Source organism: Bacillus paranthracis, from assembly GCF_001883995.1.
Taxonomy (GTDB): domain Bacteria; phylum Bacillota; class Bacilli; order Bacillales; family Bacillaceae_G; genus Bacillus_A; species Bacillus_A paranthracis.
Map to the genome: position 1 here is coordinate 428,639 of NZ_MACE01000049.1, position 23,937 is coordinate 452,575.

Below are 23,937 nucleotides of genomic sequence, written 5' to 3' on the forward strand. Positions count from 1 at the left end.
AAAGTCATTGAAAGAATTTTTCAATGACTTTTTTCTTTATATTCTTATATTTATCCCGCTTTAATGGGCAGTAAGCCCCCCACTGATTAAAGTTTCACTTTATTTTAAGAACGCACTTAGCATCCATACATGTTGTTCTAATGTTGTATGAATTGCTAACAACATGTCCGCTGATGTTTCATCTCCAGCTTCACCAGCAACTTCCATGCCTTCTTTTAGTTCTTGAATAAGTGCTGAGTAATCATTTACTAATGTTTGCACCATTTCTTCTGCAGATTCCTTGCTTGTCCCTTCATTCACACTAGATGTTGCAAGATATTCTTTCATTGTCGCTAACGGCTTACCTTCCAATGCTAAAATACGTTCTGCTAATTCATCAATATACGTTCCAGCTTCATTGTAAAACTCTTCAAATTTCTCATGTAATGTAAAGAAGTGTGGTCCTGTCACATACCAGTGATAATTATGTAATTTCACATATAACACATTCCAGTTTGCTACCTGCTTGTTTAATACTTCAACAACATTTGTTTTCGTACTCATACAATCCACTCCTCTTATCATTTTGTAATGATTATCTTTTCATAACCTAGTTACATGTTACCATACATTTCCTATCCTTTCGAACGATTAGCTTATATGTAACAAAGTTTTAACACCTTTAATATTTCCCTAATATGTATTAATTCATGTATGTTTTCAAACACTTCATACGTCTAATTGTCCAAGCTCATACATATGCATAATAGTAAATCAAGCTCATCGTAGTAGAAAGAGGGATAACATGGACAATCAACAATGGCAAGTAGCAAAGAAAGTCGCTGCTACTTATATTGGAACAGTCGTTGGAGCTGGATTTGCTACTGGACGAGAAATTGTTGAATTTTTTACAGTGAATGGCTTTTATGGAACAATTGGTATATGTATAAGTGGATTTTTTTTTATTTGGCTCGGTACAAAAATGATGTTACTCTCCTCACAAATCGGTGCATTTTCAGCGCAAGAATTTAACAAATATTTATTTGGGGATGTATTTGGAAATGTCGTAAACACATTATTATTGCTCGTATTATTTGGTGTAACGAGCGTTATGTTATCAGGAGCTGGAGCGGTATTTGAAGAGCAACTTCGTTTACCAAGACAACTCGGTATTTTCATTACAGTAATCGCCTGTCTCATTATAGGTAGTCGCGGATTACAAGGGGTTTTTGAAGTTAATACACTTGTCGTACCTATTATGATGATTTTCATTATCGGACTTGCTATTACAACGTTTTTTCACGGTACAACTCCTATTAGTAACACGATTCCTGCAGAAAGCTGGAATATGAAGTGGATAACTAGTCCTATTACATATGTCGCCTTAAATCTTTCTCTCGCCCAAAGCGTCCTCGTCCCGTTAGCCAGCGAAGTAAAAGATCGAAAGGCCATTTTATGGGGCGGTATTTTAGGTGGGGCAGGACTTTCTTTAATATTATTATGTAGCCATTTAGCTATCTTATCAGTCGACCAATTTTATCAATATAACATTCCAATGGCTGAAGTCATAAGAAAATTCAATGCCACTTTTCACTTTTTCTTTGTTCTTATCATTTTCGGTGAAGTATTCACAACTTTAGTTGGCAATGTGTTCGGAATGACAAAACAAATGCAATCCATCACTGGCTGGAAAAATAACAATATTATTTTCTTCATTTTACTAATAAGTTATTGCTTTAGTTACGTTGGTTACAGTGAATTACTCCATATTCTATATCCAGTAATCGGGTGGGTTAGCATCATTTTACTTCCGATTATTGCTTTTAAACAACTTCAAAAAACATAAAAAGCATCCATGTTATTGGATGCTTTTTATATATATATTTACTCACAATCATCACATACTTCCCAGTACGGCCCCATTTCGAGTGCCAAATATGGCTTTAATTGCAACCGAATCATTCGACTAGGCATACGTTCTAAAACGAATTGAATCCCTTCTTCCTCTTCGTCTAATTCAACTTTTGAAATCGCAATTCTTTGCATCGTCGAAATAGGCATTCCCTCTTTATATAAAGTGATTTTCACCTCATCATATTCATTAAAATACAATTCAACACTCATTTGATTTTTCAACATTTCATTAACAATTTCATATTTATCATTTCGTTCCTGGATTATATATTTCCAAGCGCCTCTACCTTCTTCTTTCGGAGCTGCTTGAAATAATGTCATCAAATCCTCGTATAGCATAAGATAACCCCTCTCTTACTAAAAAACGATGAGTATTTTATATACTCTTTATCTCTATCACTATCCATATGTATTGTACCATATATCAACGTTCTAACCGTATTCATTTGCTTCATAAGTATATAAAACACTTTATTCAGTCTTCATTATTATGTGGCTTACTTTATTACTTAATCCTCCTTAAATTTTAAACCTATTCCCAATCATTATTTGCTCACATCAAAAAAGGAGAGTGATTTACATCACTCTCCTTAAAAGAATTTCCCAGTAGCTGCTAACGCTAATACTAGTATTAGAATTGTAAATAATAATGATACTATAAAACTAAAAATAGGTAATGCTTTCTTTTCATTCTTCTTAAAGAGTAACTTTAAACTAAGAAAGATGTTTACTGGTACAAATATAAAATAAAAATATTTAACAATTTGCACTGAACTATTTGAAAGTGTTTTAAAAATAAACACTTCAATGAGAAAAACAATAAAAAATGAAATACTTAACCAAAATGAGACATAACTAAGCCAAGAATGTCTTTTTGTCCCCCAATACACTCCCATACGAATCTCCTTTTATTTGTATTCTATATGATTATAATTATACACAAAGTTAACAAATACCTTTATTTTTCGACAAATATTATACAAAATATATATTTAAACCTCATAAAAGTATTGTGTATTTCTATTTAATTTTACAAAAAAACAGACTACTCCAATAGCATACTGCTATCTTGGAGTAGTCTGTTCTCTATTAAACTTTAAATCTTTCAATTAATACTTGTAACTCTTCAGCCATTTGAGAAAGCGTACCAGCTGCAGAACCAATTTCCTCCATCGAAGCTAATTGTTCTTCCGCTGATGCTGCAACGTTTTGAGTACTCGTCGCATTATTCTGCGCTGTCATTGCAATTTGTCCTACCGAAATAGACACTTCATTTGCACCTTTTGACATCCCGTTAGCCGTTTCAACCATCGTTTTAATTTGATCAGCAATTTCGTTTGTAGATTGTAAAATCTCAGTAAAGTTTTGCTTCGTTTCATTTGCAATAACAAGTCCAGATTGAACTTCTTCATTTACATGACCCATAGACTTTACCGTCTTACTCATGTCATCTTGTATTTCACATATTAATTTACTTATTTCACTAGAAGATACGCTAGACTTCTCCGCCAATTTACGTACTTCATCAGCAACAATTGCAAATCCTCTTCCGTGTTCTCCCGCTCTTGCAGCTTCAATTGCCGCATTCAAAGCTAGAAGATTTGTTTGATCTGCAATATTTTGAATTACTTCTAATATGTCACCAATTTGCTTTGATTTATTATTTAGTAACTGAATAACCTCATCTGATTGTGAAACAGATTCTGCAATTGACTGCATTTGATTTACTGTTTTTCCGACTAATTTCCCACCATTTTCTGCTTTTTCACGAGTATGAGCAGAAGCCGTACTAATTGATGATGAACTATTTGCTACATGCTGAATGCCTTCTGTTACATCAAATAGTAACATTGCACCATTTTCTACACTTGTCGTTTGTGTTGTTGCCCCGCTTGATATTTCGTCCATTGCCATCGTAATTTGCTCAGTTGCTTCACTCGCCTGTCTTACACTTGCCGTTAGCTCTTCTGATGCTGCTGCAACATGTCCAGCCGAAGTATTAATTCTTCCGATTAATGTTCGCAATGCATCAGTCATCTCATTAAATCCTTTTGCAAGTTGACCAATTTCATCATTAGAATGAATTTCGATGGTTTGCGTTAGATCTCCCTCACTTATTTCTTTAGAAGTGACAACTAATCTTTTTAATGGCTTCGTTATAGAAAGTGTCACAAAATAAATAAGTGCCCCTCCTATAACTAATGAAATGAACATAACAATTAACATATTATAAAATACAGGCTGCGCAGCTTCAATTACTTCATTTGAGTACATCGTCCCACTAATTTTCCAACCTGTTTTTACATTTGTAGCAAATACCATTTGTTTTTCGCTACCGTCATACATATATGAAAAAGCACCATGATTATCTTCATAAATTTTCTTGGCCCAAGAATCAGATGCTTTTTCTCCTGACTTCTCTTGAGGATGTGCAATTATTTTTTGTTTCCCATCTAAAATGAAAGCATATCCCTTTTTACCAATATTAATTAACTTCGTTGTTTTTAATAAATTATCTAAACTTAAATCTATCGCTACAACACCGTTTTTATCTTCTGCTTGTTTTGCAATCGTTACGACAATATGTCCATTTCCTTTTGCCTTATACGGCTCAGTAATTACAATACCACCTTGTTTTGCCACTGCATCTTTATACCAAGAACGTTCTGTTGGATCATAGTCCGCTGCCATTTGTATATTTGGTTCTTGCACAAATTTCTTATCATTTCCAGCAACGTATACTTGTTCAACATCTTTATTTAAATTAATATATTGAGATAACATCTTTCTTAATTCATCTTGATTTTCCCCTTGATACATATTCCCTTGAATCACTCGCGCAAAATTATTTATATCATTAAATTTTGCCTCAATCATTTGATTGATTAAATTATCTAATATTTTTATATTGTCGTGAGCACTACTCGTAATTTGTGATTCAAAATTCTTTTTAGCTGTTTGATAAGACATGCCTCCAATAATAGAGACAGCTGCAATTAAAATGACGAAAAATGAAATTAGTAGTTTTTTTGCTACTTTCATATCACGAAACCAATTTAATAGTCTACCCATTACAAACCTCCTGCTTTTCAATTTTATAAGATAAATATTGTGAATTATAAATATTTCCCATTCCCTAATTATTATTTTCATAACCTATTATGATGAATACTTTGTAAAGTTTAAACAAATAAATTCTATTTGTCTATATATTTGAATAATATTATTATAAAATTTACAAATGTAAAAAACCAAAGGAATATACCTTTGGTTTTTTACATTTTTTTATGCTGTTTAGAAATCTTTTTCCACTTATCACGCTCTGCTCTTGCAAGAACAGCATCTTGTTTTCTCATAAAATAGGCTAGTTCTCTTTGTAATTTTTTATAGCTTTGCAATCGATTTATCGTAATCATTCCGTTATCAATTGCCTTATGCACTGCACACCCTGGCTCATTTTCATGCTTACAGTCCCTAAAACGGCATGTATTTGCTAGTTCTTCAATATCAGAAAATGTTGTTTGAATCGCATCGCTTCCTTCCCAAAGCTGCAGCTCCCTCATACCCGGAGTATCAATAACTAAACTACCACTCGGTAATCGGAACAATTCACGATGAGTTGTCGTATGCCTTCCTTTACTATCTTCCTCACGAATATCTCCCGTTTTTGCTACTTCAATTCCTATAAGTGCATTTAACAAAGTAGATTTCCCAACCCCTGATGACCCGACTAAAGCAATTGTTTTTCCTGAAGTAACGAATTGCTGCAACGATTCAATACCGGTATGCTCTACACTATCAACGACGAAGATTGGAACACCAATTGCCACAGCTTCCGTTTCAACAATTTTCTGCTCTATGTCCTCACATAAGCTACTCTTTGTTAAAACAATTACAGGCATTGCACCGCTTTCATACGCTAATAGTAAATAACGTTCCATTCTTCTTACATTAAAATCATGATTAAGTGCATTCACTAAAAATAGATAATCTACATTTGCTGCTATTACTTGTTCTTCCGTTCGAGTACCAGCCTCTTGTCTAGAAAAAGAGCTTCTCCTTGGAAAAATACGATGAATAATTGCTTTCTTCTCATTCTCTATTTTCTTTATATACACCCAATCACCAACTGCTGGATAATCTCCCTTCGTTACTGCTTCATGTCGAAACTTTCCAGACAGCTCTGCCATATATTCACCATCATTACAAATAATTCGATATATATGCTTATGCTCAAGTAAAATTCGTCCTACTTCAAAGTTCTCAACAGCTTGTTCCTCAAAAAAAGAATCCCAGCCGAACGATTCTAAAATATTTTGATTCAAATTGATATCCTCCCTAGTTTAAGCTAAGCGGAAGGATCGTGCGCTCCCTTATATAGTCTCGCCCTTTCCATCCACCTTTGTATTTGGTTTATGATTCATATAAGTTATTTTCGCCATAATACATCACCCCGTTCTCATTTTAATTACTCTCATTATATGGAATATTTATTTAAAAAGCTACCTTATTTAACTTAATTTTCAAACATTTTATTTTTCATCATTCTAATTTGTCCACGGTGATTAATCTCATCTTCTAGCACATGAAACCATAGATAGTACTGGTTATGCGCTACACCGTTAGGCCACTTTCTTTCTGACATTAGCCATGCATCATCTTGTTCACTCAAATACTTCAGTGATTCTTCTCGAACACTTTGTAGAAGCTGTACATAATACTTTATTTCATGACCACGGATTGTTCTCCCCACTTCGCCTAAATACAGTGCGTCTTTCCATATTTCTAATTCTTCCTTTGTAAAGTCACGCTCTTGAAATGAAATAAGCTGATGTGCTTTTTCAATAGCTGCTATATGCTTTAGTAACGCTCCAATGGAATTCCCTCCACTCGGTATCATTAAATCTAATTACTCAACCGATAGATCTCTTATTTCCAGGAATGCTACAGCCCTTGTATGCTCCAGCATGCTTACTAATTCCCCTATATTTTTTGTATAACCATCCACACTTCTTATTCGGTAATCTATATTCATATCACGCAACCCTTTTTACATTCATATTAAGGAATAACTGCTTCGTATAATAGACTCCTATATATCAGATTTTTCTCATATAATTAAATTGAATATAGAACAAAAACCAAACAAACTTTCTCAATATGCTTCTATGAAATATTAAAAGGAATCAATATAAAATAATCGAATCTTATTCACTAAAAGGAGTGGATTCGATGGAAATGTATCAATGGCTAACTGCTATACTCGTTGGTGGCATTACCGGTTTCGTTTCCCATCTAATCAATAACCAAGGTAAGTTATTGCTTCCACGCCGTTTGAAGACTTTTTTTCACTTTGGGTTTTTGACTGATATTTTCACTGGTAGTCTAGCTGCACTTCTTGGACTCGTTTTATTTGATGTCACCTTAATAAAAGAAATTATTAAAGTATCCATTGTGACTGCTATTTCCGGTCAGACTTTTTTACTACATCAAGCTCTTGGTGGCGAACAGGCTAAAAATACGCAAATCGGGAAAGCTGATGAGAAGATTCAAGAAATTGACAAATTATTGCGACGTTAGTCTATACTTTTTTTGAAAATTATTGCTATAATAAACAATAAATATTTTCTATTGCGTCGTTTGTCAGAAGAAAGGGTGTTTCGTATGACAAAAAAGAAAATAGAAGATTTCTTAACAGACACTGAAAAAGAGGAACTGCTAGAAAACTATAAATGTTTACGAGAAGCCCGCACAAAAAGCGAAGCTAACTATTTTGGAGAAGCAGTAAACCATCTATTAAATAAAGCTAAACAACGAATTATTAAAGATGCAGGCATACATGATGAAAATGCAGCAACTGTTCAATCAAAGAGAAAAGCACTGTTTTAGTTCATTAGCTAAAACAGTGCTTTTTATTATGTTATTTTTCACATTACTTTCACATCTATTTCACAATTATAAGTAGTCCTATATGTTATACTCAGTATATCCTTTTCCAAGGAGCTATATGCCGATATATGAATCCCTATCTCTATAGGGATTTTTATTTTTGGGCTTTTTTTATTTGTAAAGACTTTATGACGCAATTCCTGTTTCACGATTCTCAGTTAGTCTTTCACTTTTTCTAAACAGAAATAAAGCTAAAATATATAATAACGCAGTAAAACTACCTACAAATATAAAATTGTGAGATGCTGCAAATAACATTCCTGCCATTGCCGCTCCAATCATTTGACCAATATACATAGAAGCATTAGCTAGAGCCGCTCCTGTTCCTCTTGCTACGATAGATATGTTTTGTAAGTGCCTCATCATTAATACAAACAAAATTCCTGTCACAAAAAACAAAACAAAAAATAATAACTCCACAATTATAATGTTGTTTACATGAGGAAGTAATGCATATAGAACTGCTGTAAATATAATTCCACCATAGAATGAAAGGTTATAACCAATTTTATTTACGATTCTAGGTCCAAAAATATTACCAGTTAAATTTCCTAATCCTAATACGAGCATAGCTGTTCCTATTTCATGAATTTGCAAGCCAAATTGAATAGACAGCCACACACCGAAGAATGAAAATGCAGCAAAATTACCAGTTTGAAAAACAAAATATGCAAAAAAAGAAAGTGAAACCTTAGAATCTGAAAGTAATTGTTTATAACGCCTTAAGATATTTGTTTTATTTCCATTTATATAACCCGGTTGTATTTCTGGTAATACTGCATAAATAAGAATAACAAGTAGTGCTGATAATATACCAATGATGAAGAATGGTGTTGTATAGTGTATCATTGCTAAATATGATCCAACTGGCAGTCCTAAAATTTGAGAGAGTGACAATCCTGCTGTTGCAATCCCAATTGCCTTTACAATTTGTTCCTTCTCTATAAGGAGCGGAATAGATGCCCACACTTGTGGAGATACAAAGGCTGCACTTACACCTGCTAAAAATCTCAATATTAACATCCATAGAAAACTCGGTGCAATTCCACATAAAAACGTACTTAACGCAAAAAAACTCATCCCTATTACCATCACTTTTTTTCTGTTTAAACTATCTGATATAGGACCAGCGATAAGTGCAAATGCAGCATATCCCAAAGCATATGAACTCACCATCCACCCTGACAACTCAGTTGAAATATGATACACCTGTTGTAATGTGGGTAACAGTGGTGAAATTAAGAAAGTATCTGTACCGATCATAAACATGATTGTAAAGAATACAGCTAGTACTCTTTTCATTTAAATCTTCTCCTTTTATATAAAAAGAGGGAATTATCCCTCCTTTCAACTAATCTTCTAAAATAGATTCAATCTCTTTCATGACATTTTCATTCAATGAAACTTCCACCGCTCTTACACTTTCTCTTATTTGCTCCGCTCGTTTCCCACCAGGAATAACAGTATCAATTCCTTTTTGGTTTAATAACCACGCTAAAGCTACATGCGATAATTCGAGATCCTTTTCTTTAGCTATGTCTTTTAACTTTTCAACTTTCTTAAAGTTGCTCTTATATGTATTCTCTTCAAATAGATTTACACTTTGACGCCAATCTCCTTTATTCAATTTGAAATCTTCTGTATATTTACCACCTAGTATCCCAAAAGCAAGAGGCCCGTAAGGAATAAATGAAATACCTGATTCTATACAATATGGCAAAAGTTCTTGCCCAGCAGTACGATCTAACATATTATACGGTGATTGTACAACATCTATGTGCCCATACTGATTTGCTTCTTTTAATTGCTCTACGTTTACGTTAGATATTCCAATTGAACGAATTTTCCCTTCTTCTTTTAGGCGAGTAAGTTCTCCAATTGAATCTATGTAACTTGTTTCTGGGTTTGTAAAATGTAAATAATATAAATCAATATAATCAGTTTGTAATCTTCTTAAGCTATTTTCTACAGCTTTTCTTAAATAGCTCGGTTCATTATTCATATAAACCTCTCCATTTAATAACGGTTGTATTCCACCTTTTGTAGCAAGTACAGCTTCGTGGCGTTTTCCCTTCAATACTTCCCCTACCAATTCTTCTGATCTGCCGAAACCGTATGAATCTGCTGTATCAATAAAGGTAATCCCTTGCCCCATAGCTTCTTCTATTAATCGTTTTCCTTCTTCCTCATTCACATCAGCATATAAATTATGTCCCCCTACAGCGTTTGTTCCTAACCCCAATTTTGAAATATGTAGTCCTGCCTTTTCCAATTTTGTATACTTCATTTTTTCTCCCCCTATATTTCTATTGTTCGAATATATTCGAACAATAGAAATATACCACTTTATATGTTATAGTGCAAATATATTAACTTATACAAGCAGGTGAAAAAATGCGTACTCTCTATCATCCAAATCGAGAAGAAATTCAATTTTCTTCTATTTTATATGCACTTAGTGATCAAATTCGTTTACAAATTGTAACTATGCTACTAGAGAAAAATGAACAATCTTGTGGTGCGTTAAATATTCCAATTGCGAAATCAACTTTATCTCACCATTTCAAAGTTTTACGTGAATCTGGTGTTATGTATACACGCCTTGAAGGCACACAACGTTTCATTTCAATTCGTGAAGATGACTTAAATGCTAGATTCCCCGGTTTATTAGATGTCATAATACATGCAACAGAACCATACTAAAAAACATTTCATATGAATATGAAATGTTTTTTAGTATTTTCTATTCTTTTAATAAATCTAATAAACCATTCCCTTCAGATGTACGTTCATATCCTAAAGGTACAGTTCTTTTAATAAGTTGTGCATATATTTCTGGTTCTGATAACTTTCTACCATATTCCCTTTCACACTGCTTTATGAGCAATGCCAGTGCTCCAGCGACATGCGGTGTGGCCATAGAAGTTCCACTTAATACCGCATATTTCCCCTCAGGATACGTAGATAATATTCCATCGCCTGGCGCCACTAAATCAATTTCTTGATTTGAATTACTAAAACATGCGATTTTCCGCTCTAAATTGACGGCACCCACTTCAATTACTTCTGAGTATGCACCTGGGAAATCTAGTTCCTCCGTATTATCATTACAATCTCCATTATTTCCAGCAGCACATACGACGAGAACATCTTGCTTTACCGCATTTTGAATTGCTTCATGTAATTCTGGAACATCTTGCGGGCCACCAAGTGACATGGAAATGACTCTAACTCTTTCTTTATTAGGCCCTCTCCAATTTACAGCATAATGAATCGCCTCAATAATTTGCTCATAACTTCCAGAACCATCTCCTGCTAAAACCTTTAACACTAACATTTTAGCGAGCGGTGCGACTCCTAAAACACCAACTCCATTTTCAGTCGCTGCAATTGTCCCAGCTACATGAGTACCATGTCCGTTATTATCAAGATAAATATTTGGATCTCCTTCGTAATCTTTCGTGAAATTTCTTCCGCCGATAATACGATCCTTTAAATCTATATGATTCATATCACACCCTGTATCTAATACGGCAACAACAATATCTTTTCCTTTTGCACTCTTCTCCCATACTTGCGGAGCATGAATGAGTTGTACACCTGGTGGAATTTCATTTACTTGTTCAACTACCTTATCTACTGTAAAAGGAATCAATTGTATACCTTTTTGTTTATTCGCTGTACTACTGTTCATCGTAATCCCTCCTGAAAATATATTATTTTCATTTCAGACCACTTTTGAAAATGCTTACATGTAACATTCGTTTTAGTTGTTTCGTTTTCCTTCCTTAAAAATATTTCTCAATAAGACTTACGAAATTTATACTACTCTTTTATTTATCTCGTAATTTGTAGACATCAAAAATCCGATTGGTACAACCAATAACCAAAATAAAAGGACCACTAAATTGGTCCTTTTACTGTCTTTCAAGAATGATATGAAATTTTTAAAATAATATAAATTAAGACTAAGCCTCACTCTTGTTTAAAAACTTCTCTATTTCTTTTATTAAATATTTCGCTCCATCTATACTAACAGTAATGTTTCCATTTGCTAATGATATGTTTTGATTTGAAACATCACCTGTTATTTGACAAGCATTGTAAGGTTGATATTTTTGTAAAATGACTTTGTCTTCTTCTACGAAAATTTCAAGCGGTGATTTAATTTGTATTCCCAATACATCACGTAATTCTTTAGGAATTACAATTCGTCCTAATTCGTCTACTTTTCGAATAACTCCTGTTGCTTTCATATTACTTCCTCCCTTACTTTTTATTAATTTTTTCACCTCGCTTTTTCCATTTTATCACTTTTTGGTAATACCTGCCTCTTTTTAGAAAATTTTGTACTCAAGTTAAAAAAACACATTTAACGAATATATAATCTCTCTTTCAATTGTTTTAAATAACGAGATCGAATCAGTAAGAAATATACAACTTGAATTCCTACGAAAATACTTAATACAATCGTATTTTCTTTAAATAGTGGGTACTCAAACATCTGCCCGAGTGCAGTTAACGCTACTGCCCCGTGTAATGTTGCAACACCTATTGGAACAAAGAATAAAAGCGCCAATCGAATTGTAACTACTTTCGATAATTCTCTACTCGTTAAACCTACTTTTCGAATCATTTCAAACAAACGAGTATCATCCTCCAAATCAGAAAACAAACGGAAATAAAGGAAGCTTCCTGCACATACGAAAAATACAATACCGATAAAGAAACCTACAAATAGAATTGGTCCTGCAATTTGTAAACTTTGGTTTTGTGCGTACTCTTCTGCACTAAACGTTGCATGTTCTTCATAAGGTTTCATCTGATGCGTTAGTTCTTTCCCAACCTCAATTTCATCTTTCGTTCCCTCTGTTTTGTATACATAATTTTTTTCCTCTTTAAATCCATCTTGTAATGCATCATACTGCTTGTTAGAGATTACATAAACGTTACCTCTTATTATTTTACTTAATGAAGACGTATTAATTTTTTTCACTTTTAAAGGTTCATTCAAATGTGGCAACGTAATTTCTTTTCTTTCTTTCATCGGTGGTCCTGGTATATCAACTGCCAAAAATAAAACTTCTTTTTTGGATCCCTCATGAAAGGGTTCTCCTGTTAACTTCGCATATTCCTTATAGTCTGATTCCTTTATAAACGTGGCGCTTCTTAACGACTGCTCCTCCGTTTTCTTTGTTGAAATATTAGTTTTTGAAGCTGCTATACTATGTTTCTTTAACCCTTCGTCAATCATCTTCAAATGCTGTGATTCATTACTATTTCCTTGCTTAGAATGATAGTGAAACGCAATTGGTCTCTCCATAACCGCCTTTGTCATTGATGTAAAGCCAACTAATGTACCTATTGCTGAAAATGCTACAGTTGAAATTATCGTTACAATAAAGAACATTCTTGCGTTATCTCTCATACGGTAAGCTAAATCTGACAACGTAATAATATTTGTCTGTGTCCAATAAAAACGTTTACTTTTTTTACATAGTCTAATAATAAAAACACTCAACTGCTTGTACAGCAAATACGTACCAATAATGACTACCGTTGTAACAGGAATCATCATGATAAATACCATTGCACCGTGTGACATAAGCGCTCCTGTATATCCGGCACTAAGCAATATAACTGCTAATATAGAAGAAATAATGGATGCTTTCGGTTCCGGCTTCGCTTCTGCCGATCCTCTAAACAATTTCATAATTTTATTTTTTCGAATCATTCCTGCACTAAACAATGAAATGATCATAAATAATACGAAAAACATAATACTCGTTACAACAATGGCTTTCATTGGAATGTAATAAGGTAAGGAAATATCTAACTTTAATATCATTGGAGCTATAAATAGTAATATTCCGGAAAATAGCATTCCAGCAAGTATCCCAAAAATAATTGCCCCTATTCCAATCATAATATTTTCAAAAAAGATAAGACGCTTTAATTGATATTTCGTCATACCTAACATCATTAAAATTCCTAGTTCACGCTTTCTCGTTTTTAAAAACATTCCCATCGAATATAAAATAAAGAAAAATGTAAATAAGTAAATAATGGACTGTGCAAAAGACATACTTACGAACACATATCGTCCCAATTCTCCAGCACTTAATGCCGGATGAAACGCAAAAAACGAATAAACAAAAAAGGCCATAATAGCAAATGCACTACTTAAAAAATATGCTGAATATGTTCGTCTATTTCGCGTCACATTCCGATATGCGAGTTCTCTAATATTCATATTACTTCTCCGCCCTTCTACTAACTATGTTCTTATATTAGTAAAGTACGGAAATCCCTTCCATCGATTCAAATGACAAAAACCTTACATTATTGAAAGGTTTCAAAAAAAATTGCTTAAACGATGCAGTTTCATTATAATGACTACATTCATATTCATACACACATCCTATTGTATATTCGTTAATTTTGCGAAATAATAAAGGATAGAAGTATGTACCAATATACATATAAACTTATTTACCGCTTTAATATGAATAGGAGGAAAACATAATGACATTGCAAGAACAGATTATGAAAGCATTACACGTCCAACCTGTAATTGATCCGAAAGCAGAAATCCGTAAACGTGTTGATTTCTTAAAAGATTATGTAAAAAAAACAGGTGCGAAAGGATTTGTACTTGGAATTAGTGGCGGACAAGACTCTACATTAGCTGGACGTTTAGCTCAGCTTGCAGTGGAGGAAATTCGTAATGAAGGTGGTAACGCAACGTTTATTGCCGTGCGCCTTCCTTATAAAGTGCAAAAAGACGAAGATGATGCGCAATTAGCATTACAATTTATTCAAGCTGATCAATCTGTTGCATTTGATATCGCTTCAACAGTTGATACTTTCTCAAATCAATACGAAAACTTATTAGGTGAATCATTAACAGATTTCAATAAAGGTAACGTGAAAGCACGTATCCGTATGGTTACGCAGTACGCAATCGGTGGTCAACAAGGGCTACTTGTGATTGGAACAGATCACGCTGCAGAAGCTGTAACAGGATTCTTTACAAAATTCGGAGATGGTGGTGCAGACCTATTACCATTAACAGGATTAACGAAACGCCAAGGACGCGCTCTATTACAAGAATTAGGTGCAGACGAGCGACTTTACTTAAAAATGCCAACAGCTGATTTATTAGATGAAAAACCAGGTCAAGCTGATGAAACAGAGTTAGGTATTACGTATGATCAACTTGATGACTACTTAGAAGGTAAAGCAGTTCCAGCTGACGTTGCAGAAAAGATTGAAAAACGTTACACAGTGAGTGAGCATAAAAGACAAGTACCAGCATCAATGTTTGATGATTGGTGGAAATAAATAAAACATAAAAAAGAAGCTAATCTCATTTAGCTTCTTTTTTTATATGTTAACGATATACCCCTACCCTTTTCTCCAATAAATCTTGCAGGCAATCTTCATGCTGTTTACAAAATAACGGTGGCATGTCGTCTAACGGGAAAAACTTCAAATCCAACGTTTCATCACCATCTACTTTTTTGTCGCCTCCAACTATTGAGCATGAAAAACACATCACAATTGACTGCGCCTTGTCTCCATTTGGATATGATTGAAAATATTTTGTATACACTCCAATAAGTTCATTTATTTCTACATCATACCCGGTTTCTTCTTTTATTTCTCGAATTGCAGTTTCCGCAGCCGATTCTCCTATCTCCATTGCCCCCCCTGGAAAGCCCCAAGCGTTAAAGTCGCCTCTTTTTTGCAGTAATACTTCTCCTTCTTTATTAAATACAAAACCACCGGCAAAGTTTAAGAAAACATAATCATGCCCTACTTTTTCGCGTAATTCTTTTATATAATTGGCCATTCTCTTTCCCCTTTTCATACTTCTTTTATCGCTATTCCTTATCTTTTTCAAGCAATTCAATAATTCGATCTAGCTTCTGATTCATATGCATCACTTGTTGTTTTTTTGCAGCACTGCTTTGCAATACTCTTTTAATGAACAAAGTAAATGATAGGAAAAACAAAACGATAAGTCCGATTACTAAACAAGTATATATCAATGTAAAAATATCACTCTCGAACAAATTCATTTAGATTCCACATCCTTCCTCCTTTCATTTTATCATATAATTCTGATTTTTGTAGTAATACATAAGGAAAAGAGCATCCTTTACAGATGCTCTCTTTCACCGATTAATACGTAAATGTAATTGTCACTAATGAATAATCTGCCATCGCACTATAAGGTGCTACTTGATAAGACACACGCTTTGCACCTTTTGGCCAATTTATTTCATTTAATACTTTCTTTATATCTTGCATCGTCCCATCCATAGACTGCTTATATCGTACTTCTACCTTTTCTGGCTTAGAAGCAAATTGTTGCTGTAATTTCTTCTTAAACTCACTATAATTCTCTGCTCCGTATTGTGTAGACATATATTTTAAATTTGTTTCTTTTAACATTTGTTCATACGCCGCAGTCTTTGAACTACCCACTTTTATTTTGTTTGTTAATTCATTAAAGTAGCTTGTAGATGCTGCAGGATATTTGCTACGATCCCATTCGTGATCTTTACTTAACTGCTCGTCAGACATATTAAAATATGAATATGTTACACGTCCAGCTTTATCTGGCACTGGATCATCGAATGTAGTATCAAGGTGGTACCATTTGTTTTCAATGTTCACTAAATTCCATGCGTGAGCTTGTCCATTTCCTGTACCTGTTACAATATGGTTTTGGATACCTGCTTCTTTTAGTAATTCATATGTTAATAACGTATATCCTTGGCAAACAGCAGAGCGATTCGCTAACGCTTCATATGCTGTATATGCTTGATACGACGTGTCATACGATACATATTTTACAACGTAATCATGAATAGCTTTTACTTTCTCATGATCATCCATCCCTGGTTTTACAATCGAGCCGATAATCGCTTTTGCCTGAGATTTTACATATTGTGTTTGCTCCTTCGATTCACGGTACTTCACTTGCAGTGTAAACGTATAGTTTCCTGGTAACCCTTTAATGGAATATCTAGTAGACGCTACATTATATTTTATATACTCATCTGCATCTACAACTTTATTAAACTCGCCGTACAATTGGTCCATCACATTTCTAGCATTTCTATCTTTTGTTTTATATGTGATTGTAATATTTTCTTCTCGATTATCAACCTGTTTTTTTAATTCTTTTTTGAAATCATTTAACAACTTTGTATCTGATTGCGATGTCGCTACAGTTTGATTTGTAGCTGCATAAGATACAGATGACGCGTGTAAGCCCCCCATTACTATAGTTGAACAAAGTGCGGCAGCTGTCACATACTTACTTGTCTTTCCCATCATGTCACTCCTTACATTCTATAACTATACGAAAAAGTATCGTATAGTTTCAGAGTATACAATACTTTTTCGTATAGGTCATATGAGATTATGCATATTTAACATTGTAAAAGGGTTGTTCTTTTTACAAGAACAACCCTTTTCATTAACAAGTTTGTAATACACAACATGCATTTTCAAAACGTCGATTTTTCAAGTCTTCATTTCCTATACAGAAATAAAGCATCCCTAAATCTCCCCACATCATATTACAATTTTTAGTATCTGAATCAATTTGGAATAAAAGCGTCATTTGCTGCGGGTCTATTTCCATATACTGTCCAGTTTCGTACAATACCTCATCTTGTACAGAAAATGGCTCACCAAATATTTGATGGTTATCGTAGTTATCTGGGATTAGTTCTTCAAGTAATTGTAAGAAACGATCTGAATCATTCTCATCTTCAATGAAAAGCTCTGGCAATTTATATGTCAGTTCAAAAGTAGTTGCACACTGGTTATAATTCGTTTGCAATTCATCCGCTCTCCGTAATTGCTCAACAGGAACATCATAATAAAGTACACGTCCCGCTTCGGTTGGATTCACATCTGCTTCAAAGTAATTTTCAACGCTAAAAAAATATAACATCCCTGTCTTAGGAAGATTATGATCCATACCAACATTTTGTAAATCCTTTAAATTAAATTGTGCAATAAACTGTAACGTATTTCCTTTATGCGTTGGATATTCAAATGTAAATGGCAAGTCAGGAACCCCTCCCATTTTCGAACTACCTATCGCTACTGTTTCCTCCTGCTTTGGCACAACTTTTATACAAGGAAATACAGTATTCATAAGTTCCTCTTTTAAATGCGTCAGCCCATATTTATCAATTAATACTTCAATTTGTTTATTCATACATTCTCCTTATATTTACATACTTATTTGTATCATCGCACAAAAATTATACTCCATTCTTTATAAAAACAACAAGCCTCCCAAAAAACGGGCTCTTCCTTCATACGCGAACAAGTTTAAAAAAGCATAGTATACATTGTTCCTACAAACACGATAGTTCATTATTTCTTCCAGTACATTTTCCCCTCGTTCATTTTTATTTTTAATTTAAGGAGGAATTCCACATGGGTTACGGATATAGTTGCGGCGGTTACGGTTACGGCGGTTACGGCGGTGGATGTGGTTATGGAGGCTTCGCTTTATTAATCGTTTTATTTATCCTTCTAATCATCATCGGAGCTAGCTGTTGGGGCGGCTTTGTAGGCTGCTAGTAAATTTAAAAACTATTGTAAAAAAGCACGTATAATACGTGCTTTTTTGCCATTTTCAAATATTTTATGTGAAAGGAAGTATGACTTTATGAAGATTGATGGTGTTTTTGAAGGAGGCGGTGTACGCGGAATTGCGCATGTAGGGGCAATTTGCGCGTTAGCTGAAAAAGGCTATGAATGGGAACGTGTAGCTGGAACATCAGCTGGTTCGATTATCGCTGCGCTCCTAGCAGCAGGATACTCTTGCTCAGAGCTAAAAACGATTATAACAAATATTGATTATGATAAATTTACGAAGAAAACCTTTATTGACAGAATCCCGTTTATTGGGAAAGGATTAAGCGCATGGACTACTCTTGGTATTTACTCTAATATTTTTATAGAAGAATGGATTGAAGAATTACTTCGAAAAAAAGGAGTTCATTTATTTACAGATTTACCTGATTTAAATAAGCTTAAAATTATCGCTTCTGATATAAGTAATGGTAAAATGGTTATCTTTCCTGATGACTTACCGAACTACGGATTTTTAAATTATCGCTTCTCTATTGCTAAAGCTGTACGAATGAGTAGTACAATCCCCTTCTTTTTTGAACCGGTAAAATGGAGAACCCCAAAATGGAAGCAGCCTTGTTATATGGTTGATGGAGGAATTTTAAGCAATTATCCAATTTGGATTTTCGACTCCCCTACCTCTCCCCGCTGGCCGACTTTTGGGTTTCATTTCGTAAAAGATGAGATTCAAGCTGACCCAGCCCACTACAACGAGCCTATCTCCATGTTCAAAGGACTTTTTAAAACAATGATGCAAGCCCATGATTTACGTCATTTAGACAAGGAATCAAAAGCAAGAACAATTACAATCCCAACAGGATCCATTACTAGTACAAACTTTGAGTTAACAATGGAAGAAAAAGAGTGGCTATACAATTCTGGTTATAACGCCGCAAATAAGTTTTTACAATCGTGGAATTTCAGACAATATATTGATAACTATAGAAACGGAAATCAGGATCGAAAATCAAATCGTTATTTCCGTCAACTTGACTCATAATATTATTATCTTTTATACGAGAACACGTAACGCTTTCAAAAAATAAGCCTAGTAATATAATATATTACTAAGCTTATTTACTTTCTGTATCATTATTATACGTTGTTTAAGGATAAGTTAACCCTTCTGCTTCCTCTGCAGTAATAACGGTGTATCGATTTCCCTTTCGTAATCCTAACAATTCTGCTTTTTCAATTGCTTCCTGCTTCGTCTCCGCATAAGCAGCTAAATATTTTTCTCCATTGATAATTTGGCAAATTACATATTGTTTCATTACTTTCTCCTCTTACTTTTTCATTAGTTGTGCAAGTTTTTTTATACCTATTTCAATTTCTTCTAATGTTGCGTATGAATATGGATACAAATTTTCATTTCTTCTATACAATATACACTATCATAATAAATTTAAATAGGAGGAAATATGATGAGTGAAGCAATTATTCATGGGATCATTCTTGCATTTGGTCTTATCATTCCATTAGGTGTTCAAAATGTTTTCGTCTTTAACCAAGGTGCGAGCCAACCAAATATTTGGAGGGCAGCCCCTGTCGTATTAACTGCCTCTATATGTGATACGTTACTCATATTGATAGCGGTACAAGGTGTTTCCCTTGTACTCCTTACTTTTTCTTGGCTAACTAACTCGTTATATATAATTGGATTTTTCTTTCTCCTATACATGGGCTTTGTTATTTGGAGAAGTAACCCTTCCAACGATGTAAAACAAGAAAAAAGTATGCCAGTAAAAAAACAAATACTTTTCGCTGCATCGGTTTCATTATTAAATCCACATGCAATTTTAGATACAATCGGTGTAATTGGAACAAATTCGATTCAATACATAGGAAATGAAAAATGGGCTTTCACACTTGCAACTATTATCGTTTCTTGGATTTGGTTTATAAGCTTAGCTTTAGCGGGGAAATTTCTAAAAAGGCTAGACTCAACCGGAAAGACAATCGTATTATTAAATAAATTTTCTGGTCTCATCATATGGAGTGTCGCACTTTATATGTTAAAACAAGTTATTTATTCCTAATGAACGAAAGAGAATTGCATGTTACTGAAAACATCATGCAATTCTCTTACAAATTATGAAGTAGTTTCTGGTTTCTTTTTTACGTTCTTTGCATCTTTTGCTGGTTTAATCCAAATGATTGCTATAGCAGCACCAATCCCAGCGAGAATACTTGTTACATAAAACACTTCATGGTCAGCACCTTTCATGAAAAAAGAGTATAGAGGTGGTCCAGCTGCTACACCGATAAATCGCATAGAACTATAAAATGACGTAACCGTCCCCCTTTGCTCCTTTTCAATTCCTTGTGTAATGAGAGCATCTAAACATGGGAGTGCCATACCAATTCCTACCCCCATAATAACGAGACAAAGGAGTAGTAAATAAATTCCTTTTATAAATAAAGGAATGATGACTGATGCAGCAGCCATTAAAAAACCAATGTAAATACACTTCTTCATCACATTTTGGTTATCTCCAATTTTTTTGCCAGCCATATATGAACTAAGTGACAGTACAAGTAACGGGATTGCAAGTACACACCCTTTCCAAATACCATGAATGTCATACTTTGATTCCAATATAGTTGACAAATAAAAGAGAATTCCGAATAAAATAAGCATAATAATTGCACCTAATGCAAAAATGGCAATTAACCATCTTCCTTTTTCTCGAAACGTAGCAAGAATTGATTTTATAAACTCTTTAAGCGGTGGTACTTCTCCTTCTTGTTTCTTTGCCTTTACTAGAACAAGTAATAAAACAATTGATACTACGCATAAAACTGGAATCGCCCAAAACGGCAAGAACCATACAATGGCAGCCAGAGCAGACCCTAAAATAGGGCTCAACACTTTCCCAAATGTATTGGATGTTTCGATGATTCCTAAACCTGTACTAACTTGTTTTTCATCTTTGTATAAATCACCAACACACGGTATAACAACTGGCATTGCACCAGCAGCACCAATACCTTGAATCGCTCTACCGATCAATATCCAAGTGTAGGGATTATCAACTTTCCAAGATACCCAACCAGTTATCGCTCCTCCTATAGCCGCAATCAGCAAACTCGGAACCATTACCATCTTTCGTCCCCATCTATCTGATAAATAACCAGCAATCGGTATAAGTAGAATGGCTACGATAGAATAAATGGTAATAATCATGGATACTTGAAACGATGAAATATGTAATTTCTTTTCAATAGTCGGCAGAATTGGAATGAGCATTGAATTCCCTAATGTCATAACAAGTGGAACTGATGCAAGCGCAATCAAACAACAGTTTTCTTTTTTTAACATGTTGGCTTCGAAACCTTTCATCATATATTTCTTACCATATAATAGCCCTGCTGGAACGTAACTTTTCATTCCACCAGGGCTATTACATTTTTACTACTTCCCATTCACAACAAAAGAAATTGGGGAAAATATAGTATTATTCCTATTCTTTGAATCCAGTTCACAATATATCCATACCAATTAATTGAAAAAAAAAGAAAGGAAGAATCCTTCCTTTCTCCTATAACCTTCTACAATTAGCGAGTATATCCGCCACCAAGTTGTTGTTCTGCCATCGCTACAAGGCGTTTTGTAATTTCACCGCCTACAGAACCGTTTGCACGTGAAGAAGTATCAGCGCCAAGTTGTACACCAAACTCTTGTGCAATTTCATATTTCATTTGATCTAAAGCCGCTTGTGCTCCATGTGATGCTAATTGATTAGAATTACGATTTCTAGCCATTACCAATCACCTCCTTATTTATATATAAATTGTGTTAAATTTTAATTTAAATACATGGTAATTTTTGGTTATTTATATTTTAAAAAAAGAGTCTCTACAATGAGAGACTCTTACATCATTTTATACTAAGAAGTTACTACTTCTAAATTTCTATTTGTTAGTACTTTCATTTCTTCTTTTCATATATCTTTCGCATTATGTCCAAACCATTCGAGTGAAACAAAAAAGGTATACTTTAATTGGTATACCTCTTTCAAACATACACTTTACATAATAATATTATTAATATCTTTCCAACAATACGCTGTCTCTTCCACCTGTAATCTTTCTAAAAATTTTGTATCAATTTTTTCTGGATTAAACTTTTCATAAAACGTTTTAGAAGGGTTATTCGTAACAACCCATACTAAAAGTGATTGCATATTATTGTTTGTACATTCAGATAGTAAAGCTTGAAATAACTTTTGTCCTATTTTCATGCCTTGATACTCTTGTAAAAGGTAAATCGCATATAATTCTCCATCACAATTATATGTACCAGTTCTTTCTGCTCCTCCATCGATGAATCCAACTATTTCTCCATTTAACGTCTCTGCTACAAATCTAAATTGATGGTTACTTTCTTTTTGAAAAATGTTTTCCCATTGTTTTTCCCGTTTCTCATATGTTATATTTTCTAAAATCTCGTTAGGGAATATGCCTTGATATGTCGTTTTCCAACTATCAGCGTGGACCTTTGCTATACCTGGTATATCATCTTTTATCGCTCTTCTAATATGTATTTCCATCATTTCTCCCCCTCGTTTACTCATCATTATATCAATTTACTTCCTTAAAAATCCAAACAAAAAAGAGTGAATTCACTTCACTCTTTTTTGTTACAATTATCTACTTTCCACTTCAACTGAAACAACACGATCTATCTCTTTTAGTGAGCTATATAACTCAGTTGTATATAAATCTTCTGGAGCTAAAATAACCATCTCCAATTGCTGAAATGCTCCACTATCTATATCTTTAATCTTCACGCGTTTTACATGCATTCCTAAATTTTTAATCTGCTTAAATATACCATCTAACTCATGATGCTCTTTTACAGTAATTTTAATAGACAAGTCCTTTTGTCTTAATGAATACGGTCCTGCAATTTTCACAAGTTGCGGAAGTACATTAATTGCTAAAATAATTAAAATCATAGCAACCGTCGCTTGTAAATAAAATCCTGCTCCAATCGCAATACCTAAAGCTGAAGCAGCCCACACCATAGAGGCGGTCGTTAATCCAGAAATAACGTCATTACTTCTTCGTAAAATAACACCTGCTCCAAGAAAACCAATTCCACTCACAATTTGAGCAGCTAAACGCATGGGATCCATATTTGTATGCCCTGGAACAGAATATACATGTACAGATTCAATTGAAACCATCGTAATTAAACAACTTGCTACAGAAATAACCATACTTGTTTTCACACCAAGTGGTTTATTCTTTAGCTGCCTATCTATCCCGATGAATAATCCTAAAAAGAGTGCTAAACCTAATTTGAGTAAAAATTCATATGACATATTTCCAGTCTCCTTACTTTACAATGTTTCCCTTGGAATAATTCACTATAACTCTTTTATGATATCAATTCCAGTCTTTTCTATCCATTTAACG

The 23,937-nt window shown here is 34.0% G+C and carries 27 protein-coding genes and 2 pseudogenes; 8 read left to right on the plus strand and 21 right to left on the minus strand.

Translation table 11 applies throughout. The features are described 5' to 3' along the window. Nucleotides 1-99: 99 nt before the first annotated feature. A complete protein-coding gene (locus tag BAQ46_RS19290) occupies nucleotides 100-543 on the minus strand; it encodes a Dps family protein (protein ID WP_000105198.1) in 444 nt (147 codons plus the stop codon). A gap of 241 nt (nucleotides 544-784) precedes the next feature. Between BAQ46_RS19290 and BAQ46_RS19295 the strand changes: the two genes are divergently transcribed. Next, entirely contained in the window at nucleotides 785-1,825 is a 1,041-nt protein-coding gene (locus BAQ46_RS19295; protein WP_001990330.1) for a YkvI family membrane protein, read from the plus strand. 38 nt (nucleotides 1,826-1,863) lie between these two features. Here the strand turns inward: BAQ46_RS19295 and BAQ46_RS19300 are convergent, their stop codons facing one another. The 6 genes and pseudogenes from BAQ46_RS19300 to BAQ46_RS19325 all read right to left on the minus strand — a co-directional run bounded on the left by BAQ46_RS19300 (nucleotide 1,864) and on the right by BAQ46_RS19325 (nucleotide 6,928). After that, on the minus strand, nucleotides 1,864-2,232 hold the full coding sequence (locus BAQ46_RS19300) for a DUF3979 family protein (protein WP_000965080.1): 369 nt from the start codon (nucleotides 2,230-2,232) through the stop codon (nucleotides 1,864-1,866). A gap of 251 nt (nucleotides 2,233-2,483) precedes the next feature. Further along, a complete protein-coding gene (locus BAQ46_RS19305) occupies nucleotides 2,484-2,789 on the minus strand; it encodes a hypothetical protein (protein ID WP_000539566.1) in 306 nt (101 codons plus the stop codon). Nucleotides 2,790-2,982: 193 nt separating this feature from the next. Further along, complete coding sequence (locus tag BAQ46_RS31705) at nucleotides 2,983-3,930, minus strand: methyl-accepting chemotaxis protein (RefSeq protein ID WP_428839391.1); 948 nt, start codon at nucleotides 3,928-3,930, stop codon at nucleotides 2,983-2,985. After that, a pseudogene (locus tag BAQ46_RS31710) lies at nucleotides 3,925-5,046 on the minus strand (cache domain-containing protein); the annotation flags it as partial. The gene BAQ46_RS31705 and the pseudogene BAQ46_RS31710, both read right to left, overlap by 6 nt. 122 nt (nucleotides 5,047-5,168) lie before the next feature. Further along, a complete protein-coding gene (rsgA, locus tag BAQ46_RS19320) occupies nucleotides 5,169-6,218 on the minus strand; it encodes a ribosome small subunit-dependent GTPase A (protein ID WP_001073059.1) in 1,050 nt (349 codons plus the stop codon). Nucleotides 6,219-6,409: 191 nt separating this feature from the next. Next, nucleotides 6,410-6,928, minus strand: a pseudogene (locus BAQ46_RS19325) (DinB family protein). Between the two features lie 197 nt (nucleotides 6,929-7,125). On the opposite strand from BAQ46_RS19325, the gene BAQ46_RS19330 reads away from it, so the two are divergent. After that, nucleotides 7,126-7,473, plus strand: coding sequence for a DUF4257 domain-containing protein (locus tag BAQ46_RS19330; protein ID WP_000426313.1), 348 nt, complete (start codon nucleotides 7,126-7,128; stop codon nucleotides 7,471-7,473). 84 nt (nucleotides 7,474-7,557) lie between these two features. Next, a complete protein-coding gene (locus tag BAQ46_RS19335) occupies nucleotides 7,558-7,782 on the plus strand; it encodes a hypothetical protein (RefSeq protein WP_000162601.1) in 225 nt (74 codons plus the stop codon). Nucleotides 7,783-7,968: 186 nt separating this feature from the next. On the opposite strand, the gene BAQ46_RS19345 is transcribed toward BAQ46_RS19335, so the two are convergent. Continuing rightward, complete coding sequence (locus tag BAQ46_RS19345; RefSeq protein ID WP_046197614.1) at nucleotides 7,969-9,144, minus strand: MFS transporter; 1,176 nt, start codon at nucleotides 9,142-9,144, stop codon at nucleotides 7,969-7,971. Between the two features lie 49 nt (nucleotides 9,145-9,193). Continuing rightward, entirely contained in the window at nucleotides 9,194-10,129 is a 936-nt protein-coding gene (locus BAQ46_RS19350; protein ID WP_071742497.1) for an aldo/keto reductase, read from the minus strand. A 107-nt stretch (nucleotides 10,130-10,236) separates the two neighbouring features. Here BAQ46_RS19350 and BAQ46_RS19355 point away from each other — a divergent pair, with 107 nt between their 5' ends. Beyond that, nucleotides 10,237-10,545 (plus strand): ArsR/SmtB family transcription factor, encoded by a 309-nt coding sequence (locus BAQ46_RS19355; RefSeq protein WP_001259894.1) that lies wholly within the window; start codon nucleotides 10,237-10,239, stop codon nucleotides 10,543-10,545. Nucleotides 10,546-10,585: 40 nt separating this feature from the next. Here BAQ46_RS19355 and BAQ46_RS19360 read toward each other — a convergent pair whose 3' ends face one another. The 3 genes from BAQ46_RS19360 to BAQ46_RS19370 form a co-directional block, all read right to left on the minus strand. After that, the gene (locus tag BAQ46_RS19360; RefSeq protein ID WP_001089039.1) at nucleotides 10,586-11,536 is read right to left on the minus strand and encodes a serine protease; all 951 of its coding nucleotides are present in this window, start codon (nucleotides 11,534-11,536) and stop codon (nucleotides 10,586-10,588) included. Nucleotides 11,537-11,810: 274 nt separating this feature from the next. Further along, entirely contained in the window at nucleotides 11,811-12,098 is a 288-nt protein-coding gene (locus BAQ46_RS19365; RefSeq protein WP_000648330.1) for an AbrB/MazE/SpoVT family DNA-binding domain-containing protein, read from the minus strand. A 116-nt stretch (nucleotides 12,099-12,214) separates the two neighbouring features. Further along, entirely contained in the window at nucleotides 12,215-14,095 is a 1,881-nt protein-coding gene (locus BAQ46_RS19370; RefSeq protein WP_071742499.1) for an FtsX-like permease family protein, read from the minus strand. Nucleotides 14,096-14,367: 272 nt separating this feature from the next. Between BAQ46_RS19370 and nadE the strand changes: the two genes are divergently transcribed. Then, complete coding sequence (gene nadE, locus BAQ46_RS19380; RefSeq protein ID WP_061130932.1) at nucleotides 14,368-15,186, plus strand: NAD(+) synthase; 819 nt, start codon at nucleotides 14,368-14,370, stop codon at nucleotides 15,184-15,186. A 49-nt stretch (nucleotides 15,187-15,235) separates the two neighbouring features. Here nadE and BAQ46_RS19385 read toward each other — a convergent pair whose 3' ends face one another. The 4 genes from BAQ46_RS19385 to BAQ46_RS19400 all read right to left on the minus strand — a co-directional run bounded on the left by BAQ46_RS19385 (nucleotide 15,236) and on the right by BAQ46_RS19400 (nucleotide 18,088). Next, nucleotides 15,236-15,697, minus strand: coding sequence for an NUDIX hydrolase (locus BAQ46_RS19385; protein WP_000035005.1), 462 nt, complete (start codon nucleotides 15,695-15,697; stop codon nucleotides 15,236-15,238). A gap of 31 nt (nucleotides 15,698-15,728) precedes the next feature. Beyond that, nucleotides 15,729-15,926, minus strand: coding sequence for a DUF4083 domain-containing protein (locus BAQ46_RS19390; protein ID WP_001048092.1), 198 nt, complete (start codon nucleotides 15,924-15,926; stop codon nucleotides 15,729-15,731). Nucleotides 15,927-16,029: 103 nt separating this feature from the next. Then, nucleotides 16,030-17,190, minus strand: a complete 1,161-nt coding sequence (locus BAQ46_RS19395; protein WP_061130933.1) for a transglutaminase domain-containing protein — start codon at nucleotides 17,188-17,190, stop codon at nucleotides 16,030-16,032. 145 nt (nucleotides 17,191-17,335) lie between these two features. After that, complete coding sequence (locus BAQ46_RS19400; RefSeq protein WP_071742501.1) at nucleotides 17,336-18,088, minus strand: YwqG family protein; 753 nt, start codon at nucleotides 18,086-18,088, stop codon at nucleotides 17,336-17,338. A gap of 224 nt (nucleotides 18,089-18,312) precedes the next feature. Here BAQ46_RS19400 and BAQ46_RS19405 point away from each other — a divergent pair, with 224 nt between their 5' ends. Together BAQ46_RS19405 and BAQ46_RS19410 are read left to right on the plus strand one after the other, a co-directional pair. Beyond that, nucleotides 18,313-18,459, plus strand: coding sequence for a YjcZ family sporulation protein (locus BAQ46_RS19405; RefSeq protein ID WP_061130935.1), 147 nt, complete (start codon nucleotides 18,313-18,315; stop codon nucleotides 18,457-18,459). 88 nt (nucleotides 18,460-18,547) lie between these two features. Beyond that, nucleotides 18,548-19,513, plus strand: coding sequence for a patatin-like phospholipase family protein (locus BAQ46_RS19410; RefSeq protein WP_048556914.1), 966 nt, complete (start codon nucleotides 18,548-18,550; stop codon nucleotides 19,511-19,513). A 106-nt stretch (nucleotides 19,514-19,619) separates the two neighbouring features. Here BAQ46_RS19410 and BAQ46_RS19415 read toward each other — a convergent pair whose 3' ends face one another. Continuing rightward, nucleotides 19,620-19,787, minus strand: a complete 168-nt coding sequence (locus BAQ46_RS19415) for a DUF3933 family protein (protein WP_061130936.1) — start codon at nucleotides 19,785-19,787, stop codon at nucleotides 19,620-19,622. Nucleotides 19,788-19,937: 150 nt separating this feature from the next. On the opposite strand from BAQ46_RS19415, the gene BAQ46_RS19420 reads away from it, so the two are divergent. After that, entirely contained in the window at nucleotides 19,938-20,552 is a 615-nt protein-coding gene (locus BAQ46_RS19420; protein ID WP_061130937.1) for a LysE/ArgO family amino acid transporter, read from the plus strand. 53 nt (nucleotides 20,553-20,605) lie between these two features. On the opposite strand, the gene bcbE is transcribed toward BAQ46_RS19420, so the two are convergent. From bcbE to BAQ46_RS19440, 4 genes are all read right to left on the minus strand, one after another. Then, nucleotides 20,606-21,835: a bacillibactin exporter BcbE gene (gene bcbE, locus BAQ46_RS19425; RefSeq protein WP_061130949.1), complete on the minus strand. Its 1,230-nt coding sequence runs from the start codon at nucleotides 21,833-21,835 to the stop codon at nucleotides 20,606-20,608. A gap of 236 nt (nucleotides 21,836-22,071) precedes the next feature. Next, nucleotides 22,072-22,278, minus strand: a complete 207-nt coding sequence (locus tag BAQ46_RS19430; RefSeq protein ID WP_000113545.1) for an alpha/beta-type small acid-soluble spore protein — start codon at nucleotides 22,276-22,278, stop codon at nucleotides 22,072-22,074. A 266-nt stretch (nucleotides 22,279-22,544) separates the two neighbouring features. After that, nucleotides 22,545-23,069, minus strand: a complete 525-nt coding sequence (locus tag BAQ46_RS19435) for a GNAT family N-acetyltransferase (RefSeq protein ID WP_048556916.1) — start codon at nucleotides 23,067-23,069, stop codon at nucleotides 22,545-22,547. A 93-nt stretch (nucleotides 23,070-23,162) separates the two neighbouring features. Next, entirely contained in the window at nucleotides 23,163-23,843 is a 681-nt protein-coding gene (locus BAQ46_RS19440; RefSeq protein WP_000119508.1) for an MgtC/SapB family protein, read from the minus strand. Nucleotides 23,844-23,937: the final 94 nt, after the last annotated feature.

Coding starts and splice junctions, on each gene's coding strand:
- BAQ46_RS19365 (WP_000648330.1), bottom strand. CDS start 12,098: ATGAAAGCAACAGGAGTTATTCGAAAAGTAGACGAATTAGGACGAATT.
- BAQ46_RS19335 (WP_000162601.1), top strand. CDS start 7,558: ATGACAAAAAAGAAAATAGAAGATTTCTTAACAGACACTGAAAAAGAG.
- nadE (WP_061130932.1), top strand. CDS start 14,368: ATGACATTGCAAGAACAGATTATGAAAGCATTACACGTCCAACCTGTA.
- BAQ46_RS19435 (WP_048556916.1), bottom strand. CDS start 23,069: ATGATGGAAATACATATTAGAAGAGCGATAAAAGATGATATACCAGGT.
- BAQ46_RS19420 (WP_061130937.1), top strand. CDS start 19,938: ATGAGTGAAGCAATTATTCATGGGATCATTCTTGCATTTGGTCTTATC.
- BAQ46_RS19385 (WP_000035005.1), bottom strand. CDS start 15,697: ATGGCCAATTATATAAAAGAATTACGCGAAAAAGTAGGGCATGATTAT.
- bcbE (WP_061130949.1), bottom strand. CDS start 21,835: ATGTTAAAAAAAGAAAACTGTTGTTTGATTGCGCTTGCATCAGTTCCA.
- BAQ46_RS19290 (WP_000105198.1), bottom strand. CDS start 543: ATGAGTACGAAAACAAATGTTGTTGAAGTATTAAACAAGCAGGTAGCA.
- BAQ46_RS19395 (WP_061130933.1), bottom strand. CDS start 17,190: ATGGGAAAGACAAGTAAGTATGTGACAGCTGCCGCACTTTGTTCAACT.
- BAQ46_RS19345 (WP_046197614.1), bottom strand. CDS start 9,144: ATGAAAAGAGTACTAGCTGTATTCTTTACAATCATGTTTATGATCGGT.
- BAQ46_RS19350 (WP_071742497.1), bottom strand. CDS start 10,129: ATGAAGTATACAAAATTGGAAAAGGCAGGACTACATATTTCAAAATTG.
- BAQ46_RS19390 (WP_001048092.1), bottom strand. CDS start 15,926: ATGAATTTGTTCGAGAGTGATATTTTTACATTGATATATACTTGTTTA.
- BAQ46_RS19295 (WP_001990330.1), top strand. CDS start 785: ATGGACAATCAACAATGGCAAGTAGCAAAGAAAGTCGCTGCTACTTAT.
- BAQ46_RS19415 (WP_061130936.1), bottom strand. CDS start 19,787: ATGAAACAATATGTAATTTGCCAAATTATCAATGGAGAAAAATATTTA.
- BAQ46_RS19430 (WP_000113545.1), bottom strand. CDS start 22,278: ATGGCTAGAAATCGTAATTCTAATCAATTAGCATCACATGGAGCACAA.
- BAQ46_RS19330 (WP_000426313.1), top strand. CDS start 7,126: ATGGAAATGTATCAATGGCTAACTGCTATACTCGTTGGTGGCATTACC.
- BAQ46_RS19305 (WP_000539566.1), bottom strand. CDS start 2,789: ATGGGAGTGTATTGGGGGACAAAAAGACATTCTTGGCTTAGTTATGTC.
- BAQ46_RS19440 (WP_000119508.1), bottom strand. CDS start 23,843: ATGTCATATGAATTTTTACTCAAATTAGGTTTAGCACTCTTTTTAGGA.
- BAQ46_RS19410 (WP_048556914.1), top strand. CDS start 18,548: ATGAAGATTGATGGTGTTTTTGAAGGAGGCGGTGTACGCGGAATTGCG.
- BAQ46_RS19400 (WP_071742501.1), bottom strand. CDS start 18,088: ATGAATAAACAAATTGAAGTATTAATTGATAAATATGGGCTGACGCAT.
- BAQ46_RS19300 (WP_000965080.1), bottom strand. CDS start 2,232: ATGCTATACGAGGATTTGATGACATTATTTCAAGCAGCTCCGAAAGAA.
- BAQ46_RS19360 (WP_001089039.1), bottom strand. CDS start 11,536: ATGAACAGTAGTACAGCGAATAAACAAAAAGGTATACAATTGATTCCT.
- BAQ46_RS19355 (WP_001259894.1), top strand. CDS start 10,237: ATGCGTACTCTCTATCATCCAAATCGAGAAGAAATTCAATTTTCTTCT.
- BAQ46_RS31705 (WP_428839391.1), bottom strand. CDS start 3,930: ATGACTGATGCATTGCGAACATTAATCGGAAGAATTAATACTTCGGCT.
- BAQ46_RS19370 (WP_071742499.1), bottom strand. CDS start 14,095: ATGAATATTAGAGAACTCGCATATCGGAATGTGACGCGAAATAGACGA.
- BAQ46_RS19405 (WP_061130935.1), top strand. CDS start 18,313: ATGGGTTACGGATATAGTTGCGGCGGTTACGGTTACGGCGGTTACGGC.